The 16,127-nt window shown below is 66.6% G+C and carries 13 protein-coding genes; 6 read left to right on the top strand and 7 right to left on the bottom strand.

Annotated elements, in window-relative coordinates:
* Positions 1-57 precede the first annotated feature (57 nt).
* On the top strand, positions 58-1,632 hold the full coding sequence (guaA, locus tag ACQP0C_RS36485; protein WP_433727577.1) for a glutamine-hydrolyzing GMP synthase: 1,575 nt from the start codon (positions 58-60) through the stop codon (positions 1,630-1,632).
* A gap of 73 nt (positions 1,633-1,705) precedes the next feature.
* Positions 1,706-2,161, top strand: a complete 456-nt coding sequence (locus tag ACQP0C_RS36480) for a hypothetical protein (protein WP_433727574.1) — start codon at positions 1,706-1,708, stop codon at positions 2,159-2,161.
* Between the two features lie 278 nt (positions 2,162-2,439).
* Here the strand turns inward: ACQP0C_RS36480 and ACQP0C_RS36475 are convergent, their stop codons facing one another.
* The 4 genes from ACQP0C_RS36475 to ACQP0C_RS36460 form a co-directional block, all read right to left on the bottom strand.
* Entirely contained in the window at positions 2,440-2,649 is a 210-nt protein-coding gene (locus ACQP0C_RS36475; protein ID WP_433727571.1) for a hypothetical protein, read from the bottom strand.
* Positions 2,642-4,369 (bottom strand): PspC domain-containing protein, encoded by a 1,728-nt coding sequence (locus ACQP0C_RS36470; protein WP_433727569.1) that lies wholly within the window; start codon positions 4,367-4,369, stop codon positions 2,642-2,644. The genes ACQP0C_RS36475 and ACQP0C_RS36470 overlap by 8 nt, the downstream gene beginning before the upstream one ends.
* Before the next feature lie 90 nt (positions 4,370-4,459).
* A complete protein-coding gene (locus tag ACQP0C_RS36465; protein ID WP_433727567.1) occupies positions 4,460-8,320 on the bottom strand; it encodes an NACHT and WD repeat domain-containing protein in 3,861 nt (1,286 codons plus the stop codon).
* A gap of 296 nt (positions 8,321-8,616) precedes the next feature.
* Positions 8,617-9,102, bottom strand: coding sequence for an MspA family porin (locus ACQP0C_RS36460; RefSeq protein WP_433734754.1), 486 nt, complete (start codon positions 9,100-9,102; stop codon positions 8,617-8,619).
* A 534-nt stretch (positions 9,103-9,636) separates the two neighbouring features.
* Between ACQP0C_RS36460 and ACQP0C_RS36455 the strand changes: the two genes are divergently transcribed.
* The 4 genes from ACQP0C_RS36455 to ACQP0C_RS36440 all read left to right on the top strand — a co-directional run bounded on the left by ACQP0C_RS36455 (position 9,637) and on the right by ACQP0C_RS36440 (position 13,267).
* Positions 9,637-10,785: an FG-GAP repeat domain-containing protein gene (locus ACQP0C_RS36455; RefSeq protein WP_433727565.1), complete on the top strand. Its 1,149-nt coding sequence runs from the start codon at positions 9,637-9,639 to the stop codon at positions 10,783-10,785.
* 251 nt (positions 10,786-11,036) lie between these two features.
* Positions 11,037-12,302, top strand: coding sequence for an ATP-binding protein (locus ACQP0C_RS36450; RefSeq protein WP_433734753.1), 1,266 nt, complete (start codon positions 11,037-11,039; stop codon positions 12,300-12,302).
* A gap of 74 nt (positions 12,303-12,376) precedes the next feature.
* Positions 12,377-12,625 (top strand): hypothetical protein, encoded by a 249-nt coding sequence (locus ACQP0C_RS36445; RefSeq protein WP_433727563.1) that lies wholly within the window; start codon positions 12,377-12,379, stop codon positions 12,623-12,625.
* Positions 12,626-12,631: 6 nt separating this feature from the next.
* Positions 12,632-13,267 carry a response regulator transcription factor gene (locus ACQP0C_RS36440; protein ID WP_354951859.1) on the top strand — a complete coding sequence of 212 codons (636 nt, stop codon included), beginning with the start codon at positions 12,632-12,634 and terminating at the stop codon, positions 13,265-13,267.
* Between the two features lie 108 nt (positions 13,268-13,375).
* Here the strand turns inward: ACQP0C_RS36440 and ACQP0C_RS36435 are convergent, their stop codons facing one another.
* From ACQP0C_RS36435 to ACQP0C_RS36425, 3 genes are read right to left on the bottom strand one after another with little or no spacing between them, the layout of a single operon-like run.
* Entirely contained in the window at positions 13,376-14,485 is a 1,110-nt protein-coding gene (locus ACQP0C_RS36435) for a serine/threonine-protein kinase (RefSeq protein ID WP_433727561.1), read from the bottom strand.
* A gap of 53 nt (positions 14,486-14,538) precedes the next feature.
* Positions 14,539-15,390 (bottom strand): phytanoyl-CoA dioxygenase family protein, encoded by an 852-nt coding sequence (locus tag ACQP0C_RS36430; protein ID WP_433727559.1) that lies wholly within the window; start codon positions 15,388-15,390, stop codon positions 14,539-14,541.
* On the bottom strand, positions 15,387-15,989 hold the full coding sequence (locus ACQP0C_RS36425; RefSeq protein ID WP_433727557.1) for a TetR/AcrR family transcriptional regulator: 603 nt from the start codon (positions 15,987-15,989) through the stop codon (positions 15,387-15,389). Before ACQP0C_RS36425 ends, ACQP0C_RS36430 begins: the two co-directional genes overlap by 4 nt.
* Positions 15,990-16,127 lie beyond the last annotated feature (138 nt).

Here is a 16,127-nt window from a genome sequence, read left to right as displayed (position 1 = left end):
GATAACCAGCGGTGCGGGGGTGCGCGGGGCGATTCAGCCCCTCACTAAACTGGGTGCGTGGCAGAAACCCAGAGACCGGTCCTCGTCGTCGACTTCGGCGCACAGTACGCCCAGCTGATCGCCCGGCGGGTCCGTGAATCGAGTGTGTTCTCGGAGGTGATCCCGCACACCACCACGGTGGATGAGATCGCCGAGAAACAGCCGCTCGCGGTGATTCTGTCCGGCGGACCGTCCAGTGTGTACGCCGAGGGCGCGCCGCAATTGGATGCGCGGCTGTTCGATCTGGGCATTCCGGTATTCGGCATCTGCTACGGATTCCAGGCCATGGCGCAGGCGCTCGGCGGCACTGTCGCGCACACCGGCACCCGCGAATACGGCCGCACCGAGCTCAGCATCGACGGCGGTGTGCTGCACGGCGGCCTGCCGACCAAACAGCCGGTGTGGATGAGCCACGGCGACGCGGTCACCGACGCGCCCGAAGGCTTCGAGGTCACCGGTACCAGCGCGGGTGCGCCGGTCGCCGCGTTCGAGGACCGGGCCCGCAAGCTGGCCGGTGTGCAGTACCACCCCGAGGTGCTGCACTCGCCGCACGGCCAGCAGGTGCTCAGCCGCTTCCTGCACGACCTCGCCGGAATCCCGGCCACCTGGACCCCGGCCAATATCGCCGATTCGCTGATCGCCGCGGTGCGCGAGCAGGTCGGCGACGGTCATGCGATCTGCGGGCTGTCGGGCGGTGTGGACAGCGCGGTCGCCGCCGCGCTGGTGCAGCGTGCCATCGGTGACCGGCTGACCTGCGTGTTCGTCGATCACGGCCTATTGCGCGCCGGGGAGCGCGAGCAGGTGCAGCAGGACTTCGTCGCCGCGACCGGCGCCAAACTGGTGACCGTCGACGCGGTGGACAAATTCCTCGGTGAGCTGAAGGGCGTCACCGATCCGGAGGAGAAGCGCAAGATCATCGGGCGGGAGTTCATCCGGTCGTTCGAGGATGCGGTCTCCGAGGTCGTCGCCGCCGATGGCGAGGTATCGGATTCCGGTCCGGCCGTCGAGTTCCTCGTGCAGGGCACCCTGTACCCGGATGTCGTCGAGTCCGGCGGCGGCTCGGGCACCGCGAATATCAAGAGCCACCACAATGTCGGCGGTCTGCCCGACGATCTGGAGTTCGAACTCGTCGAGCCGCTGCGGCTGCTGTTCAAGGACGAGGTGCGCGCGGTCGGCCGCGAACTCGGGCTGCCCGAGGAAATCGTTGCCCGCCAGCCGTTCCCGGGCCCCGGCCTGGCCATCCGCATTGTCGGCGAGGTCACTGCGGACCGGCTGGACACGCTGCGGCAGGCCGATGCCATCGCGCGCGAGGAGTTGACCGCCGCCGGTCTGGACCGCCAGATCTGGCAGTGCCCGGTGGTGTTGCTCGCGGATGTCCGCAGTGTCGGCGTACAGGGTGACGGCCGCACCTACGGTCACCCGATCGTGCTGCGCCCGGTCTCCAGCGAGGACGCCATGACCGCGGACTGGACCCGTCTGCCCTATGACGTGCTCGAGCGGATCTCCACCCGCATCACCAATGAGGTGGCGGAGGTCAACCGAGTGGTCCTCGACGTGACGAGCAAGCCGCCGGGCACCATCGAATGGGAGTGATCCGCGATCGGGGCTGATCGAGGCGGTTTCGGGAGTACCGTCAGCCGGGAAGACCAGTTCTCAGGGGGTCCGGATGGCAGCGAAGAAGCCGCTCTGCACAGTCAACGCGGTCGTCGAGGCCCCGTGCGGGGTGGTGGCCGCGCTGCTCACCGCGGTCAGTGCGGGTCCGGTCGGTTCGGACAATGCCTTCTTCCTCGCCGACGGTCCGGATCCCGCGATTCGGTTGCGCGGTGGCCCGAGCGAATTCCGGGCCGCGATCGCGGGTGATCGCACTGGGATTCGGGTCGAGGTGGATCGGGCGCAGGCCATGCTCGCGGTGGAGGGGCAGTGGTGGTTTCGCGCCGAATGCCGAGTGTTGCCGCATCCGAAGGGATCTCGGATGATCCAGCAGGTGTTCAATGTCGCCACCACCGGGCGGTGGATGGTGCCGATGATCGCGCGCGGTGTCGAAGGGAAGCAGCGGCAGAGTATGCAGCGATTGCTGGATCGGATCAGTGAACATCTCGGCTGCTCGGCCTATTTGGAGTAGGGGTGTCGTCGGTGGCGCGCCGTGCCGCGCTATTCGGCGTGGTCGGTCCGAGTCGGCTGGATGTGCCGCCGAGAACGAATTGCCCGAGTAGTAGACCGCCGCCGAGGTAGCTGCGGTTCGGTGTCAGTGGCATGAACCGGCCCAGTGGAATTCCCACGTGGTCGGTCGGTTGGTCGTCGATGTCGAACTGTTCCATGGGCATTGGCGTTCTCCTGCGCCGGAAAGACAATGGCCCGTCGTGGCGGCGGGCCATTGGTGTCGGTTCATTCGGTTGTCGATCAGTGCGGTTTGCGTGGGGAGATGACCAGCAGGATGCCGACCACGATGGCGGCGATCACGACGACCCAGCCGAGCGAGACGACGCCGCTGGCGGTCGTGGTCGGGCCGGTGAAGGCCCAGATGCTGACGCCGAGGGCGAGCAGGCCGACGATCAGCAGCGAGACCGACGGTCCACGCTTGGTTGCGTTGTTATCGGTTGGGTCAGCCACGGTGCACCTCCGCATTGCCGGTCCGGACATGGACTTTCAGGTCCAGCATCGGTGTGCCGTCGGCGTGCGGGCCGGTGATCCCGGTGGGGCAGTGGACATCTCCCAGATTGACGGTGCAGTCGGTGCGCACCGCCATCCCCTCGGGCAGCAGGATCTTGGCATCGCCGAGCTGGACCGCGACCTCGACGGTCCGGTTCTCGGTCAGCTTCAGTGACCGCAGATCCAAAACGCCGGTCCCCACGGTCAACTCGTACCTCGGGGCCAGGTCGGTCATCGAGGTCGGCGTCCAGGTGCGATCTCCGATGGTGGCGCTGTCGAATTCGATCGGGCCGATCATCGAGGCCAGCACCACGAATCCGGCGAGCGGCGCGGTCAGTACCAGTAGGCCGTAACCGCGGCGCAGGAACGCGCCGACCACCAGACCGAGGCCGATCACCCCCAGCGCCACCGCGCCGATGCGCCCGGGTGTCATCCAGTCCTCGCCCGAGGCGGCCAGTGCGCCCGCACCCGCGGCGGCCAGAATGGCCAGGCCGAGCACCACCGCGGTCAGTCGGGAGCGGGGGCGCTTGGGCGGGGGTGCGACGACGGTGGTGGTCGGGGTGGGTTCGGGGAGGTCCCAGGCGAGTGGGGCGACGCCGAGCGGGTCCCAGGAGGGTGGGGTTACGGCGGTCGGTGTCGGTTTCGCGAGGGCCGCGACCGGGGGTCGGGATGCGCTTGTGCCGGAGCCGGATTCGGATTTCGACGAGCCGCCGCTGGTACTCGCGGTGGGGGTGTCGGTGTTGTTCGCGTTCGGCGTGGCGGCAGCCTTATCGAGAGACGGGCTGCCTGGCACATTGGATGTCGTGCCCGGTGTTGTGGCGGCGGCGGTGCCGATCGGTGTCGCGCCGTTGTCGGGCTGGGTGGTCTCGATGCCGCCTCGGGAAATGGCTTCCGCGTCGCCCTTATCGAGTAGCACCGTGTCCTTACTCAGCGGCACCGTCTCGGCACCAGCTGGCGGAGCGCCCGCATCGGTCGGCGTGCTGCCTTTTTCGATCAGTTCGGTTTCGGCGTCGTCTTTATCGGCGTCGTGCAAGAGGGCCGTGTCCGGATCTGCCGGCTGCGTCGGTGCCTCCTGGACCGGATTGTCCGGAACGTAGGCGTCCGGCAACTTCGTGTACGGGGTGTACATGCTGGTCGGCGGGACATCGGGCGAGTAGAAATCGCCGGACACCGTGCGCTGCGGAAATACGGCACCGGGATAGCCGGTCGCGGTGAGACCGCCATCGAAGGCGCCGAGCGCACTGGTGCCGGGCGGCGGCTGCGGATTGCGCATATGCAGCATCCACCAGCCGGCCAGCATCAGTGCCATGCTGATCAGGCCCGAGCCCGCGAGTCCGACGCCGACCGGTCCCATGGTGCTGACCGCGATGGCGAGCGCCACGATCAAGACAATGGTCTTGGTCTGCGACTGCGAGCTGTGTCCCTTGCCGAGCAGCGATTCGGCCGCGGACGACTGATCACCCGCCTCGCTCAGCAGCAGCCAGGCGAGCAGGTACAACACGATGCCCGCACCGCCGAAGATAGTCGACACCACCAGCGCGACCCGGATGAGCACCGGATCGATGCTGTACCGCTGCCCGAATCCGGCCGCGACGCCGGCGATCGGACCTTGCCGCGGCAACCGGACGGGCCGCGTCTGCCACATCTGGTGAAGCTGATCGCCGAAGGTCGTTTTCGTCATATTTCCCATGGTGGTGCTGACCAGCACTTCGGCGCATCGGGGGGAACCCTGAGAAAAACTCTGATCTCTTTGGACCAAGCGGTCTGTTGTTCAGTCGCAAGGTGGACGGTAGGGAAGTTGGGGGAGGTAGCGCTGCCACAGTTCGGGAGTCATGAGCGTCGCGGTAGCCCGGCAGATGCGATCGATGGCGTGCTGCTCGTCCAGATCCCACAGTCGACGTGCGCCGTCGCTGCTCGAGGCGGACAGATAGTTGCCCTGTGGATGGAACTGGATGAACCAGACGTTGGTGCCGGGCGGAGCGATGGAACCGGACAGAAGGCGGGGATGACGGCGATCGGTGAAATCCCACAACCGCACCGAACCATCGTTTCCGCTGGTGGCCATCGTCCGGCCGTCGGGGCTGAAGGAGGTCGAGATGATCGCCAGATTATGTGCCGTGACCCGATCACCGATCGGTTCGGGCGATGCCGGGTTACCGATGTCCCAGACCTGGAAGGTTTCGTTGGCCACAGTGACGGCGGTGCGGCCGTCGGGGTGCATGATCACGTCGAGCATCAGCGACGAGCGCTGCGGCGGGGAGGTACCTACCCGGACAGGGTGGTCCGGGTTCGAGATATCCCACAGAGCCAGCCTGGTTCGCAGGGTCATCGCTGGTGAACTCGGTTCGGACAGCGTCGCTTCGATGATCGCGAGGGTGGGCCCGGTCGGATTGAATCCGATGGCTTGGACCTGCGCGGGAGCCACGGATGTCGGTGTTCCCAGTGGCACTGGGCGGGAGCGGTCCGCAATGTTCGCGAGTTGGAAGGTCTCGACCTTGGGATCCAGAGTCCGCGCCGCCAGGGTCCAGTCGCGGTTGAAGCTCAGGCGCGACCATTGCGACGACGCGGCCTGCCAGTCGCCCGATATCCGAATGTGCTTCGGGTCGGAGAGGTCGATATGGACCAGCGGCCCCATCGCACCGTCCCGCGCTATCAGGGACTTTCCATCAGGGCTCAAGGCCTGGATCGATGAACCCGGCTTCGTCCTGAGTTCCCCCATCCGGACCGGTTCCCGGGGGTTGCCGGTATCCCATACGACGAATGTGCCGTCGCTGGAATCGCTCACCATTCGGGTGCCGGTGGCATCGAATATCGGACTCCTGCCCCAATCGGTGTGTCCATTCAGTACCGCAGGAGCCAGAGTCCACAGCCGCACGATTCCCTCGGTGCCACCGACGGCCAGCATCTTTCCGTCCGAGCTGAATGCCAGCCCCGTCGGTTCACCAGTACACCGGGTGGGAATTCTCGCGTCGTTGAGGCAGTGGGACGGAATCGCCGACAGCGGGGCACCCAGCGGGGTCGGCTGCGCGGGATCGGCGACATTCCATAGTTTTGCGCCGGTGGCACCGCCGGTCGCCAGTGTATGGCCGTCCGGGCTGAAGGCGAGCAGGGGGACGGGCTGCTGAACCACGTTATCCATCAGTGGATTTCCGAGTGGGCGCGGGTGAGCGGGATTGTCGACAGCCCATAACTGGGTCACGCTGACATAGGTGTGCCGTACGGTCAGGCGTGGACCGGCCAGAGCGAATGCGGTGTTATCGGGGCTGAACCGGATTGCTTCGACATCGTGGGCTACCTCGAATGGTGTTCCAGCGCGGGTGATCTCCCCCGCATCCGGGACGGACCACAATTCGACCGTCGCGGTACTGCGGTCCCAGTCACTGGTCGCGACCGCCAGTAGTCGCCCATTGCCGCCGAACGCGAACGCGGACAGGTCCCGATTGTGCGGTGCGGGGATGAAGCGCCCCTGGATCGGTTCGGCCGGATTGCCGACATCCCACAGGGTGATGCCTCTGTCGCGCATGGACCCGACTGCAAGCGTCCGCCCGTTCGGACTGAAGGACACCAGATAACCGGTGTCGCTGGTGGTCGTCGGCGGTGATCCGAACAGCCGGGGATGCGCCGGATCACGGACATCCCACAGCTGCGGCCGCGCCGAAGTGCCGGTGGTCGCGAGCACCGTGCCATCGGGGTTGAACGCCATGGACATCGCCCCGGAAGGGGATTCGCGTAAGGGCTCGCCCAGCAGGCGGGGATGTCGCGGATCGGCGACATCCCAGAGGCGGATGGTGTTGTCGTTGCTCGCTGAGGCCAGCACCCGGCCATCCGGTCGGTAGGCGATGGTCCTTATGCCCTCCTCATGTGCAACGAATGGGATTGCGAGGGGGACGTTCTGGGTCGCGAGCAACCGGGCCCGCACCTCGGGATCGCCCGGCCTGAGTTGTTCGGCAACGAGATATAGCTGCGCGGACACCGATGGATCGATTTGCTGTAGCCGATCCGCCTCTGCCAGTACGGATCCGAAGTTCTTGTCGTTGCGTTGCTGTTCAGTGAGCTCGACCTGTGCGTAGGCGACCGTGCCGAGTACCAGTAGGCCGACGCCGAGCATGGCGAGGACTACCCGGGTCGCAGACGACCGTCTGCGGGTATGCGCTCGCGCTGCTCGGGAACGATCGAGGAAGGCGCGGATCTGGCCGCCGACCAGAGGGGGATCGATATGACCGAGAGCGGTCTCGAGCCGGGTGCCCCGATAGAGCAGTGAGGGATCCTGTCCGGTCGAATCCCATTCCGCGGCATCGGCTTCCAGCCGCTGGCGGACCAGGTAGCCGACGCGGTCTTCATCGATCCAGGTGTGCAGGCGCGGCCACGCATCCAGCACGATCTCGTGGGTCAGGTACACCGAGCCGGAGTCGAGGGTGATGAGGCGCGTACGAGCCAGCAGTTCCAGTGCGGCCGTGGCGGATACCGGGTCGGTGGTGCGTTGCAGCAGGTTCGGGCGGGCGGCGATGCGCCGGGTATCACGCGAATCATTGGCCACGGCAACGAGTCCGAGCAGGACATCCTTCGCGCAGGACTGCTGGGTGTCGGACAGTTCGCTCCATGCCTGTTCGGCGGTGGCGGCGATGGAGCCGACGACACCGCCCGCCTTGCGATATCCGGCGACGGTGAGTTTGCGGCCTTCGCGGTGCTGCCAGGTGGCGGCCATGACGTGGGAGAGCAGCGGGAGCGCGCCCGGATCGTAGCTCTGGCGGTTCTCGTGATCGCCGACTCCGCAGAGTTCGGTGATCACCAGTTCCTCCAGGCCGGACTCCAGTTCGAGCCCGGCGCGGTTGGCCGGTCCGGTGAGCGCCTGCGCGAGTTCCTCCAGCCGCATGGGGCCGAGCAGATAGCTGCGGTGTTCGAGGGCGCGCTGCAGGATCGGATAGTCCAGGCACTGGGCGTAGAAATCGGCGCGCAGGGCGATGATGACGGTAATGGCATCATCGGCCCGAGTCGCGCAGCGGTCCAGAACATTCAGAAAGGCATCGCGCTCGCGTTCATCCGGACAGGCGGTGAAAAGCTCCTCGAACTGGTCCACGATCAGCAGGCGCCGCTGGTCGGTGCTCCACTGATCGAGTGCCGCGAACACCTCGTCCGCGGACGGATTTGCCATCGAGTTGTCCGCGTGAAAAGCGTTCGCCAGCGCCGAAAGTGGTGTCGTCCCCGGCGTCATGGCCGCGGTCGACCAGTTGTCGGCGGTGACGGTGGGAATGAGTCCCGCCGCCAGCAGCGACGACTTGCCCGCACCCGATGCGCCGATCAGTACGACAACGCCGCCCGCGTAGGAGGCGGCGCCCTGGACCAAATCGGCGAGTTCGGCAGTGGACCGGGTTCTGCCGAAGAAGATGTCTCGGTGCTGTTTGCGATACGAGGTGAGCCCTAGGTAAGGGCAGGCGGCATCGTCCTCGTCATCCGGTGTCCAGGTGATGGCGGCCTGCCAGAGCCGCTGCCATTCCCGGACTTCCAGCAAGCGCCGAGCGGTCTGCGGCTCGGCCTTCCTGGCCAGGTCGACCAGGGTGAGCACCACCGGAAGTAGCGATTCGAACCGGGCCGGAACATTGCGCCCCGCCTTCCAATCACTGATCCGCTGCACCGAAGCACTCGCGGCAGCCCGCGTACCTTGCGCTGCCCGCATCCGCGCTTCGGCCGCAGCCGCCACTCGCCGCAACGTCGGATTCCCCGCAGCCACAAAGAGATCGGCAAACCGTTGCGCGAAAACGGCACGTGGTGATCGGATTTCCCCCCGGTCTTCGGCGGTGTCCCCGGTCACCACGTGCGCCCGGCAAAATTCTTGGGCGACACAGACATAGGGTCAATTTACCGGTTCGGGGGTCTGGTACGGATCGAGCGGCGATGCGATATCGCATCGCCGCTCGAGGCTTGCCGGGTTTACAGGAAGATTCGGTCTCCTGTCACCGCGTCGGCGGCGGTGACGTCGGGCGATACTCCCGTCAGGGTCACGTAGGACTGGATGGTGAGTGGTCCGCCGCAGTTCTTCACGATCAGGTGGTAGTCGTGGCTGACCAGGTAGCCGGTGCCGCCGTGAGCCAGGTCCTTCGTGCCCACTTCGATCGGCTGGATCTCGCCGGGCGCGATCGACATGTCGAGGCTGATCCCGGCGTAGATCTTCGGGCCGATGCTGGCATCGAAGTTCGGTGACATCGAGTCTTCGCCGCCGCTGACACCGATGCTGAACCCGGCGTCGAAGCCGATTCCGGCCTGGATGCCGATGGTGAGATCGACATTCACGGCGCAGGCGACGAGGTAGCCCACCTTCATGGTGCCTGTCGCATTCGTGGGAATCGTGCCGTAGAAGGTGTTGTCCAGGAACACCTCCCGGTTGGTCGGCATGCCGTTGAGCGTACATTGCGGAATTGCTCGTCCATGTGGCCGACGGTCATCTCGAATCCCGCTGGGCCCGAATAGTTCTTCTCATGCGGTGCCATCCCCTGGGCATTGGCGAATGGCGCACTCGTCAAGGCGACTCCGACCAAGGTGGCGGCGGTGACCAGTACCGACTTGATATTCATGGTTTCCTCCCCGAGTGCTCCGACCCCTGCGGAGCGAGTGCTGCCGTCTCCGGCTGCGGTGTTGAATGGGACGTTTTCCGGCCCGAAAGAAACGTATGGTGCGCGGCTGTGAGCTGCCTAAGACATTGATCGGTGTTCGAGCTGAAAAGCACTGGTAGACCTGCCTGGCGGCAGTTATCCGGTCCGGCGGTGCACGGATCCGCGACGGATCCGTCGGTTATCCGCTCAGGGCGTCGCAAGATGCCTGAGCTCGATATAAGAACGGCAGTTCAGCGTGACTTTCTTGTCCGGACCGGACAGGACTCGGCGGTCCGCGCATGATCACCACGTCTGAGAACGCCGTAGCGTTGCGGTGATATCGGACAAACGGGAGAAATAAGTGTCACGCACCAGGTTCGCCGTAAGCGTTTGCGTTGCTACGGCATTGGCGGGTACCGCCTTCACCAGCGCGCCAGCATCCGCTGATGTGCTGCCCAACCTGACCGGCCCCGCGGTTCCCGCGATCGCCGACCTCAACGGCGACGGCTACACCGACGTCGTGTTCAGCGATTTCGTGCTCGGGTTCGGAGTGTCGGTTTTTCTGGGAAGACCCGGCGGAGGCTTCCAGCCCGCCGTCCGCTACGCCACCGGCGGCCAAGCGGACTACGTCGCCATCGCGGACTTCGATCACGACGGCAAACTCGATATGGCCGTCACCAACTTCACCACGAGCGACGTCTCCATACTGATGGGCAACGGCGACGGCACTTTCGCCGAGGCCGTCAACTATCCGACGGACCTGGCCCCCGGGGCGGTCGTCGTCGGCGATTTCGACCACGACGGCAACCCCGACTTGGCCACCTCCAACCAGGCCCCGTCATGGTCGGTGCTCCTGGGCAAGGGCGATGGCACCTTCCGCGCGGCATACACCCTCTCCAGCAACCTGGGCGTCGGCTCCGGGTCCGCCGACGTCGCGGACTTCGATGGGGATGGCAACCTCGACCTGCTGCGCGGCAACTACGTCAACAGCACCATCCAGATCTACCGCGGCCACGGTGACGGCACCTTCGCCGCCCCGACCACGTTCAGCGAGGGTGCCCAGACCGCCTGGTACGGCATGGCGCGTGACATCAACGCCGACGGCAAGCCCGACATCCTCTTCTCCAACCTGGTCGCAGGCACCGTATCCACGCTGTTCAACAATGGTGACGGCACCTTCGGCGCGCTCCGGGCATATCAAACCGGCGGTCTGCTCCCGCAGTGCTTCGACCTCGCCGACCTCAACGGCGACGGCCTGCTCGACATGGTGGTCGCCAACGGCGGCACCTCCAGCATCAGCGTGCTGCTCGGGACCGGCAACGGCACCTTCGGCCCGCCGCGCACCTACCCCTCCGGCGGGCTCGTTCCCCTGTCCACCCCGATTCTCGCCGACTTCAACGACGACGGGAAGATCGACGCGGTCATCGGCAACACCGGCACGGGGAACATCACCCTGCGCTACGGCAATGGCGATGGCACTTTCGGTCCCACCATCGACTATTCGGCCTGATCGACCGCCACGGGTTCCCGTCACCGATAGATCAGGGTGATTCCTGATGGTCGGTGTCGGTGGGCCGTGCCAGTATCGAAGACATGTACCCGTCCACGCCCGCGTTCGATGCTGCCCGAGGGGACGACCCCCGCAGTGCCGCGTGGGGCGCTGGGCCGGGTTCGGGCGTCGCGTCCGGGTATGCCCCGGGGCCCGGGCGCGGCTTCGGCCCTGCGCCGGTGCTGTTGTACACCGAGCCGCCGTATCCCAGGATGGTGCGGCGCTCGGGTGGCCGGATCGTCGGCGGTGTGGCCGGTGGTATCGCCGATCACCTCGGGCTCGACGTCTTCAAGGTGCGGATAGCGTTCGTCTTGCTGTCCGCGCTGGCGGGGGCGGGGATCGTCGCCTACGGGATGCTGTGGATCTTCACCCCGGGCGGCCACGATGCGGTGAAGCCGACCGGTCGGGAGCGCCGTCAGGCGATCGGGCTGGCCCTGCTCGGCATCGGGCTCGCGGTCGGGGTGTCGTGGTTGCTGAGCGGAACCGCGGCGAAGGTGATCGTGCCGATCGTCGTGGTCGCGGTCGGTGCGGCGCTGGTGTGGCGCGAGTACGACACCGATGGCCCGCGATCGCTACTCGGGCTGCCCGCGCGCCCCTCGGTGGTGACCTGGTCGCGCATCGTCGCCGGTATCACGATGATCGTGCTCGGGCTCGGTGTGGTGGTGCTGGCCAGGATCGATCTGAGCTCACTCGGTTCCGCGCTGCTCGCGGTGGCGGTCACCTTGATCGGCGCCGGTCTGTTGACGGTGCCGCTGTGGCTGCGCATGATGCGGGCGCTCAACGCCGAGCGCTCCGCCCGCATCCGCAATGAGGAACGTGAGGAAATCGCGTCGCACCTGCATGATTCGGTGCTGCAGACGCTGGCGCTGATCCAGCGTCAGGCCGACGATCCGCAAGAGGTGGTCCGGCTGGCGCGCAGTCAGGAACGGGAACTGCGCCGCTGGCTCTTCGAGGATTCCGGTCCGGCACAGTCGAGCCTGGCCGCCGCGCTGCGCACGATCGCGGGCGAAGTGGAGGACCAGCACGGGGTGAAGGTGACCCCGGTGACCGTCGGCGATGTGACGATGGACGCTGACGACAGCGGATCCGGTCTGCCGAAGGAGCATTTCACCGCATTGCTCGGCGCGAGCCGGGAGGCGCTGGTGAATGCCGCCAAACACGCGGGCGTCCCGGAGATCGATCTGTTCGCCGAGGCGGAACCGCATCAGGTGAGCGTCTTCGTGCGCGATCGCGGGGCCGGATTCGATATCGCGGCCGTGCCGCAGGATCGGCAGGGCGTCGCGAAATCCATCCGCGCCAGGATCGAGCGGCGCGGCGGTTCGGTGGAAATTCTTTCCACGCCGGGCCGGGGCACCGAGGTCCGGATCATCATGCCGCGCACCGATTCCGGTGATCAGGATCGGACCGACGAGACGCCGGCGTCGGTCGGCGACGAACAGCGTGACGGGGTACGACAGACGGTTCGCAACGGTCGATGATCGCGGCCGTCGAACGGCGCTGCGTGCGGACGGCGTTCGGCCGCGGCGCGGGTTCCCGGATCTGTCGTGAACAGATGCTGTCGCATCGATGGAACTCCGGACCGGCGCGATTCGGATATCCGGGTGCTGCCGCGGCGACTCCGGTCCGATTGGCGGGCAGCGCATTCGAGGCAGCGCATTCGGTCGCTGTGATGGCGCGGGGTGTGGATAGTGACCCGGATGACGACAGATGCGAGGGCAGTTGTGGTACCGATGAAGTGCGGGCGGCCTGCGGGCGGTTCGTGCGTCAGGGTGGTCGATCCACCGAGGATGAGGAGAAGTAGGTGGCCGTGCGGGTCTTTCTCGTCGATGATCACGCCGTATTCCGCTCGGGTGTGCGGGCGGAGCTGAGCCGGGAAACCGATATGGAGGTGGTCGGGGAGGCCGGTGGCGTGGCCGAGGCGGTCGCCGGGATCAATGCGGCGCGGCCGGATGTGGTGCTGCTCGATGTGCACATGCCCGACGGTGGTGGGGTCGCGGTGCTGTCCGGTATCGATGACGGTCCGGTGTGCTTGGCACTGAGCGTCTCCGACGCCGCCGAGGATGTGATCGCGGTGATCCGGGCGGGCGCGCGCGGCTATGTCACCAAGACCATCTCGGGATCCGAACTGGCCGATGGCATTCGGCGGGTCGCCGGTGGCGATGCGGTATTCAGCCCGCGCCTGGCCGGATTCGTGCTGGACTCGTTCACCGGAAAGTCACCGGTGCCGGAGCCGCCGCTGGATCCCGAACTGGACTCGCTCACCCCGCGCGAACTGGAGGTGCTGCGCCTGCTCGCCCGCGGCTACACCTACCGGGAAATCGCCGAGAACCTCTACATCTCGGTGAAAACCGTGGAGACCCACGCCTCCAACGTCCTGCGCAAAACCCAGCAGTCCAACCGCAACGCCCTGACTCGCTGGGCCCACCGCCGCCGCATCGACTGAACCATTCCGCAGTCCAGCCTCTCGGACAAGCGATCACCATGCGTCACGCAGGTCGAGTGCACCCCCACACCAGCGCATTCTCGACCGCGTGGATGGTGTGGGGGTGGGTTAGATCAGGGCGATGATGACGGCGATCAGGAGGACTAGGCCGATCAGGAGGCCGATGGCGATGGCTAGGGGGGCGTTGCTCGGTTCTTTTGGTTTGGGGCGTTGAGGGGTGGGGGGTGGGGTGTTGCGGTGGGGGCGGGGGAGGGGGGTCGAGTGGGGGCTGCGCAGGCCTGAGGCTGAATTGCGGGCGGCCCAGGCTGGGATGGTTCCGTCTTCGGTGCGTACGGGGGCGCCGAGGATGTAGGGGCCGGTGCCGGGACCGAATGCGGCGGTGAGGATTTCGTCGCGCGCCTCGGCCATTGTCGGCCTGCGCTGCGGTGCCGGTTCCATCATGTGCAGCAGTGCGTTGGTGAGCATGCCGCTGCGGCTGGGCGGGATGATCTGGGCCATGGCCGCGCGATGGACCACGGCGTCGGTGTCATCGTCCATACCGAACGGCGGTTGCCCCTCGATCGCGGTGTACAGCGTCGCGCCGAGGGAGAACACATCGCTCGCCGTGGTCGGCTGCGCGCCGCGCGCCACCTCGGGGGGTAGGTAGGCGGGGGTGCCGGTGATCACGCCGTCCGGTTCATCGGAATTATCGGTCGCACCGCGGGAGATGCCGAAGTCGCTGAGCTTGGCCATGCCGACGCCGGGTCCGCGGTCGGCGACGAGGATATTGCCCGGTTTGATATCGCGGTGCACGATGCCCGCGGCGTGCGCGGCCGCCAACGCGTCGGCGACCTGCGCCCCGATCTGTGCGACCTCGATCGGCGACAGGGTGTCCACCAGCGCCAATGCCCTTGCGACACTGCGTGATGGCAGATGCTCCATCACCAGCCACGGCTCGCCCGCCTCCAGCACCACGTCGTACACCGCGATGGCGTGCTCATGCGAGAGCTTGGCCGCGACCCGGCCCTCGTGCATGATCCGATTGCGGATCTCGGTGGCCTCGGCCTCGGGGAGTCCGGCGGTGGAGAGCACCTGCTTGATCGCGACATCCCGGTTGAGCAGGCGATCGTGTGCGAGCCAGACCGCACCCATGCCACCGCCACCCAGCTTCGACTGCAGACGGTAGCGGCCGGCAACCAGATAATCGGGGCCGACTATGGGACGAGCGCGTTCGGTCACGGGTGCAGGGTATCGGAAAATGGGATTAACTGGCCTGATTCGAGACCGACACCCTATTGCGCCAGTAGCCGATCCGGGTGCATGCCGTCCACCATGCCGATGAAGGGCGGGTGGATGCTGTAGCCGAGCATGCGCCGGATTTCCGGCGATACCGCGCGCACCGTATCGCGACTCGTCGAGAGGGTGAACGCCTCCTGTGTGCGCAACCACGGCTCGCAGTACTGCGCGGTGGCGGCCAGTCGTGCGCGCGCCGAGCGGTTCGCGCCGCCGCCGTGCCAGAGGGTGCCGAGGAAGAAGACGCACGAGCCGGCGGGCATGATGCCGGGCACGCGCACGTCGTCCTGCTGCGGTGTCCGACCGTCCGGCCAGCGGTGACTGCCCGGGATCAGCACGGTCGCGCCGTTCTCGGCGCTGAATTCATCGATCGCCCAGATGGTGGCCGCCGACAATGCCTTTCGCGGTCGCGGCACCGGGTAGAAGCCGTCGTCGGGATGCAGGAGTTGGGCATTCTCGCCGGGGGCGATATTGATGATCTGCAACTGTGACAGCAGATAATTGGGCAGTAGGAGTCGATCCAGCAGCGCGAGTACGCGGGGATGGTCGACCAGCCGATCGACCGTGCGCGTCTTGCCGAGCACGCTGTAGAGCCGCTGAGTGCTGTGTCCCTCGAACGCATTTCGCCCGTTCGGGCCCAGGAGTGGCAGCAGTTCGGTCCGCAGGGCGGCACACTGCGCCGGGTCGAGCAGTCCCTCGAGGATGACGTAGCCGTCACGGTCGAGGGCGGCGAGATCGGCGTCCACCTGTGCGGCGGGAACTTCGCGCGGCGCGTGCACCGCGCGATGGGTGCGGGACAGGTCACCGGCCAGATCCTCGAGTCGTCCGACCTCGGGCTGGATATTTTTCATCGTTGTTCTTCCCTTCCCGCGCCGGTTGCTCCGGCCACGAATTCCCACACTTGATCGGCGACGACGGCGCGGTCCGGTCGCGGGCTGCGAGTGAGCGCCACCGCCACGGCCATATGCACGCCGCCGAGGACGGCCGCGACGAGCAACTCGGGGTCGCGATCCGCGGGCACCGCGCCTTGGCGCTGGCCCTGAGCCATATTTCGGATGCCGACCTCGATCGCCTGCTGTAGTCGCTGGCGTTCCACACCCGCTGCTTCGGCATCGCCGAAGCGGCCGAGTGCGACGGGGGCGAGCGGATCGTCATAGAGGAAGTTCACCCAGGCCACGACGCGCGCGTGTTCGCGTTCGCGCCAATCCTTTCCGGCGAACTCCGCATAGGTGACGGTCTCGCCGAGGCGGTCGTAGAAGTCGGTGATGACGGCGGTGAGCAGGCCGCTGCGTGAGCCGAAGTATCGGTAGGGCAGCCCGACACTGACTCCGGCGCGGCGGGCGACGGCCGCAACCTCGAGTTCCCCGGTTTCGCTCAGCTCCGCATGCGCCGCCTCCAGCAGTCGTCTGCGTGCGGTCGCCCCGCGTCGGGACAATCCTTGCTCGCTCATGACTCCGCCTCGCTGGTGCTCGGCTCCGTCATGACCGACATGTCGGCTGTGTCGATGTTCGCTCGCTCATATCTTGATAGTAAGTTGAGTTCAACTCAAAAACAACGGCAGCGTTGCGAAGTAGTCGGGGTCGGTGCG

Origin of the sequence: Nocardia sp. CA-129566, from assembly GCF_050956075.1 — a bacterium.
In the GTDB taxonomy this organism is placed as follows: Bacteria; Actinomycetota; Actinomycetes; order Mycobacteriales; family Mycobacteriaceae; genus Nocardia.
The sequence above is the reverse complement of the archived record's forward strand: the minus strand, read 5'-3'. Positions and strand labels throughout refer to the sequence as shown.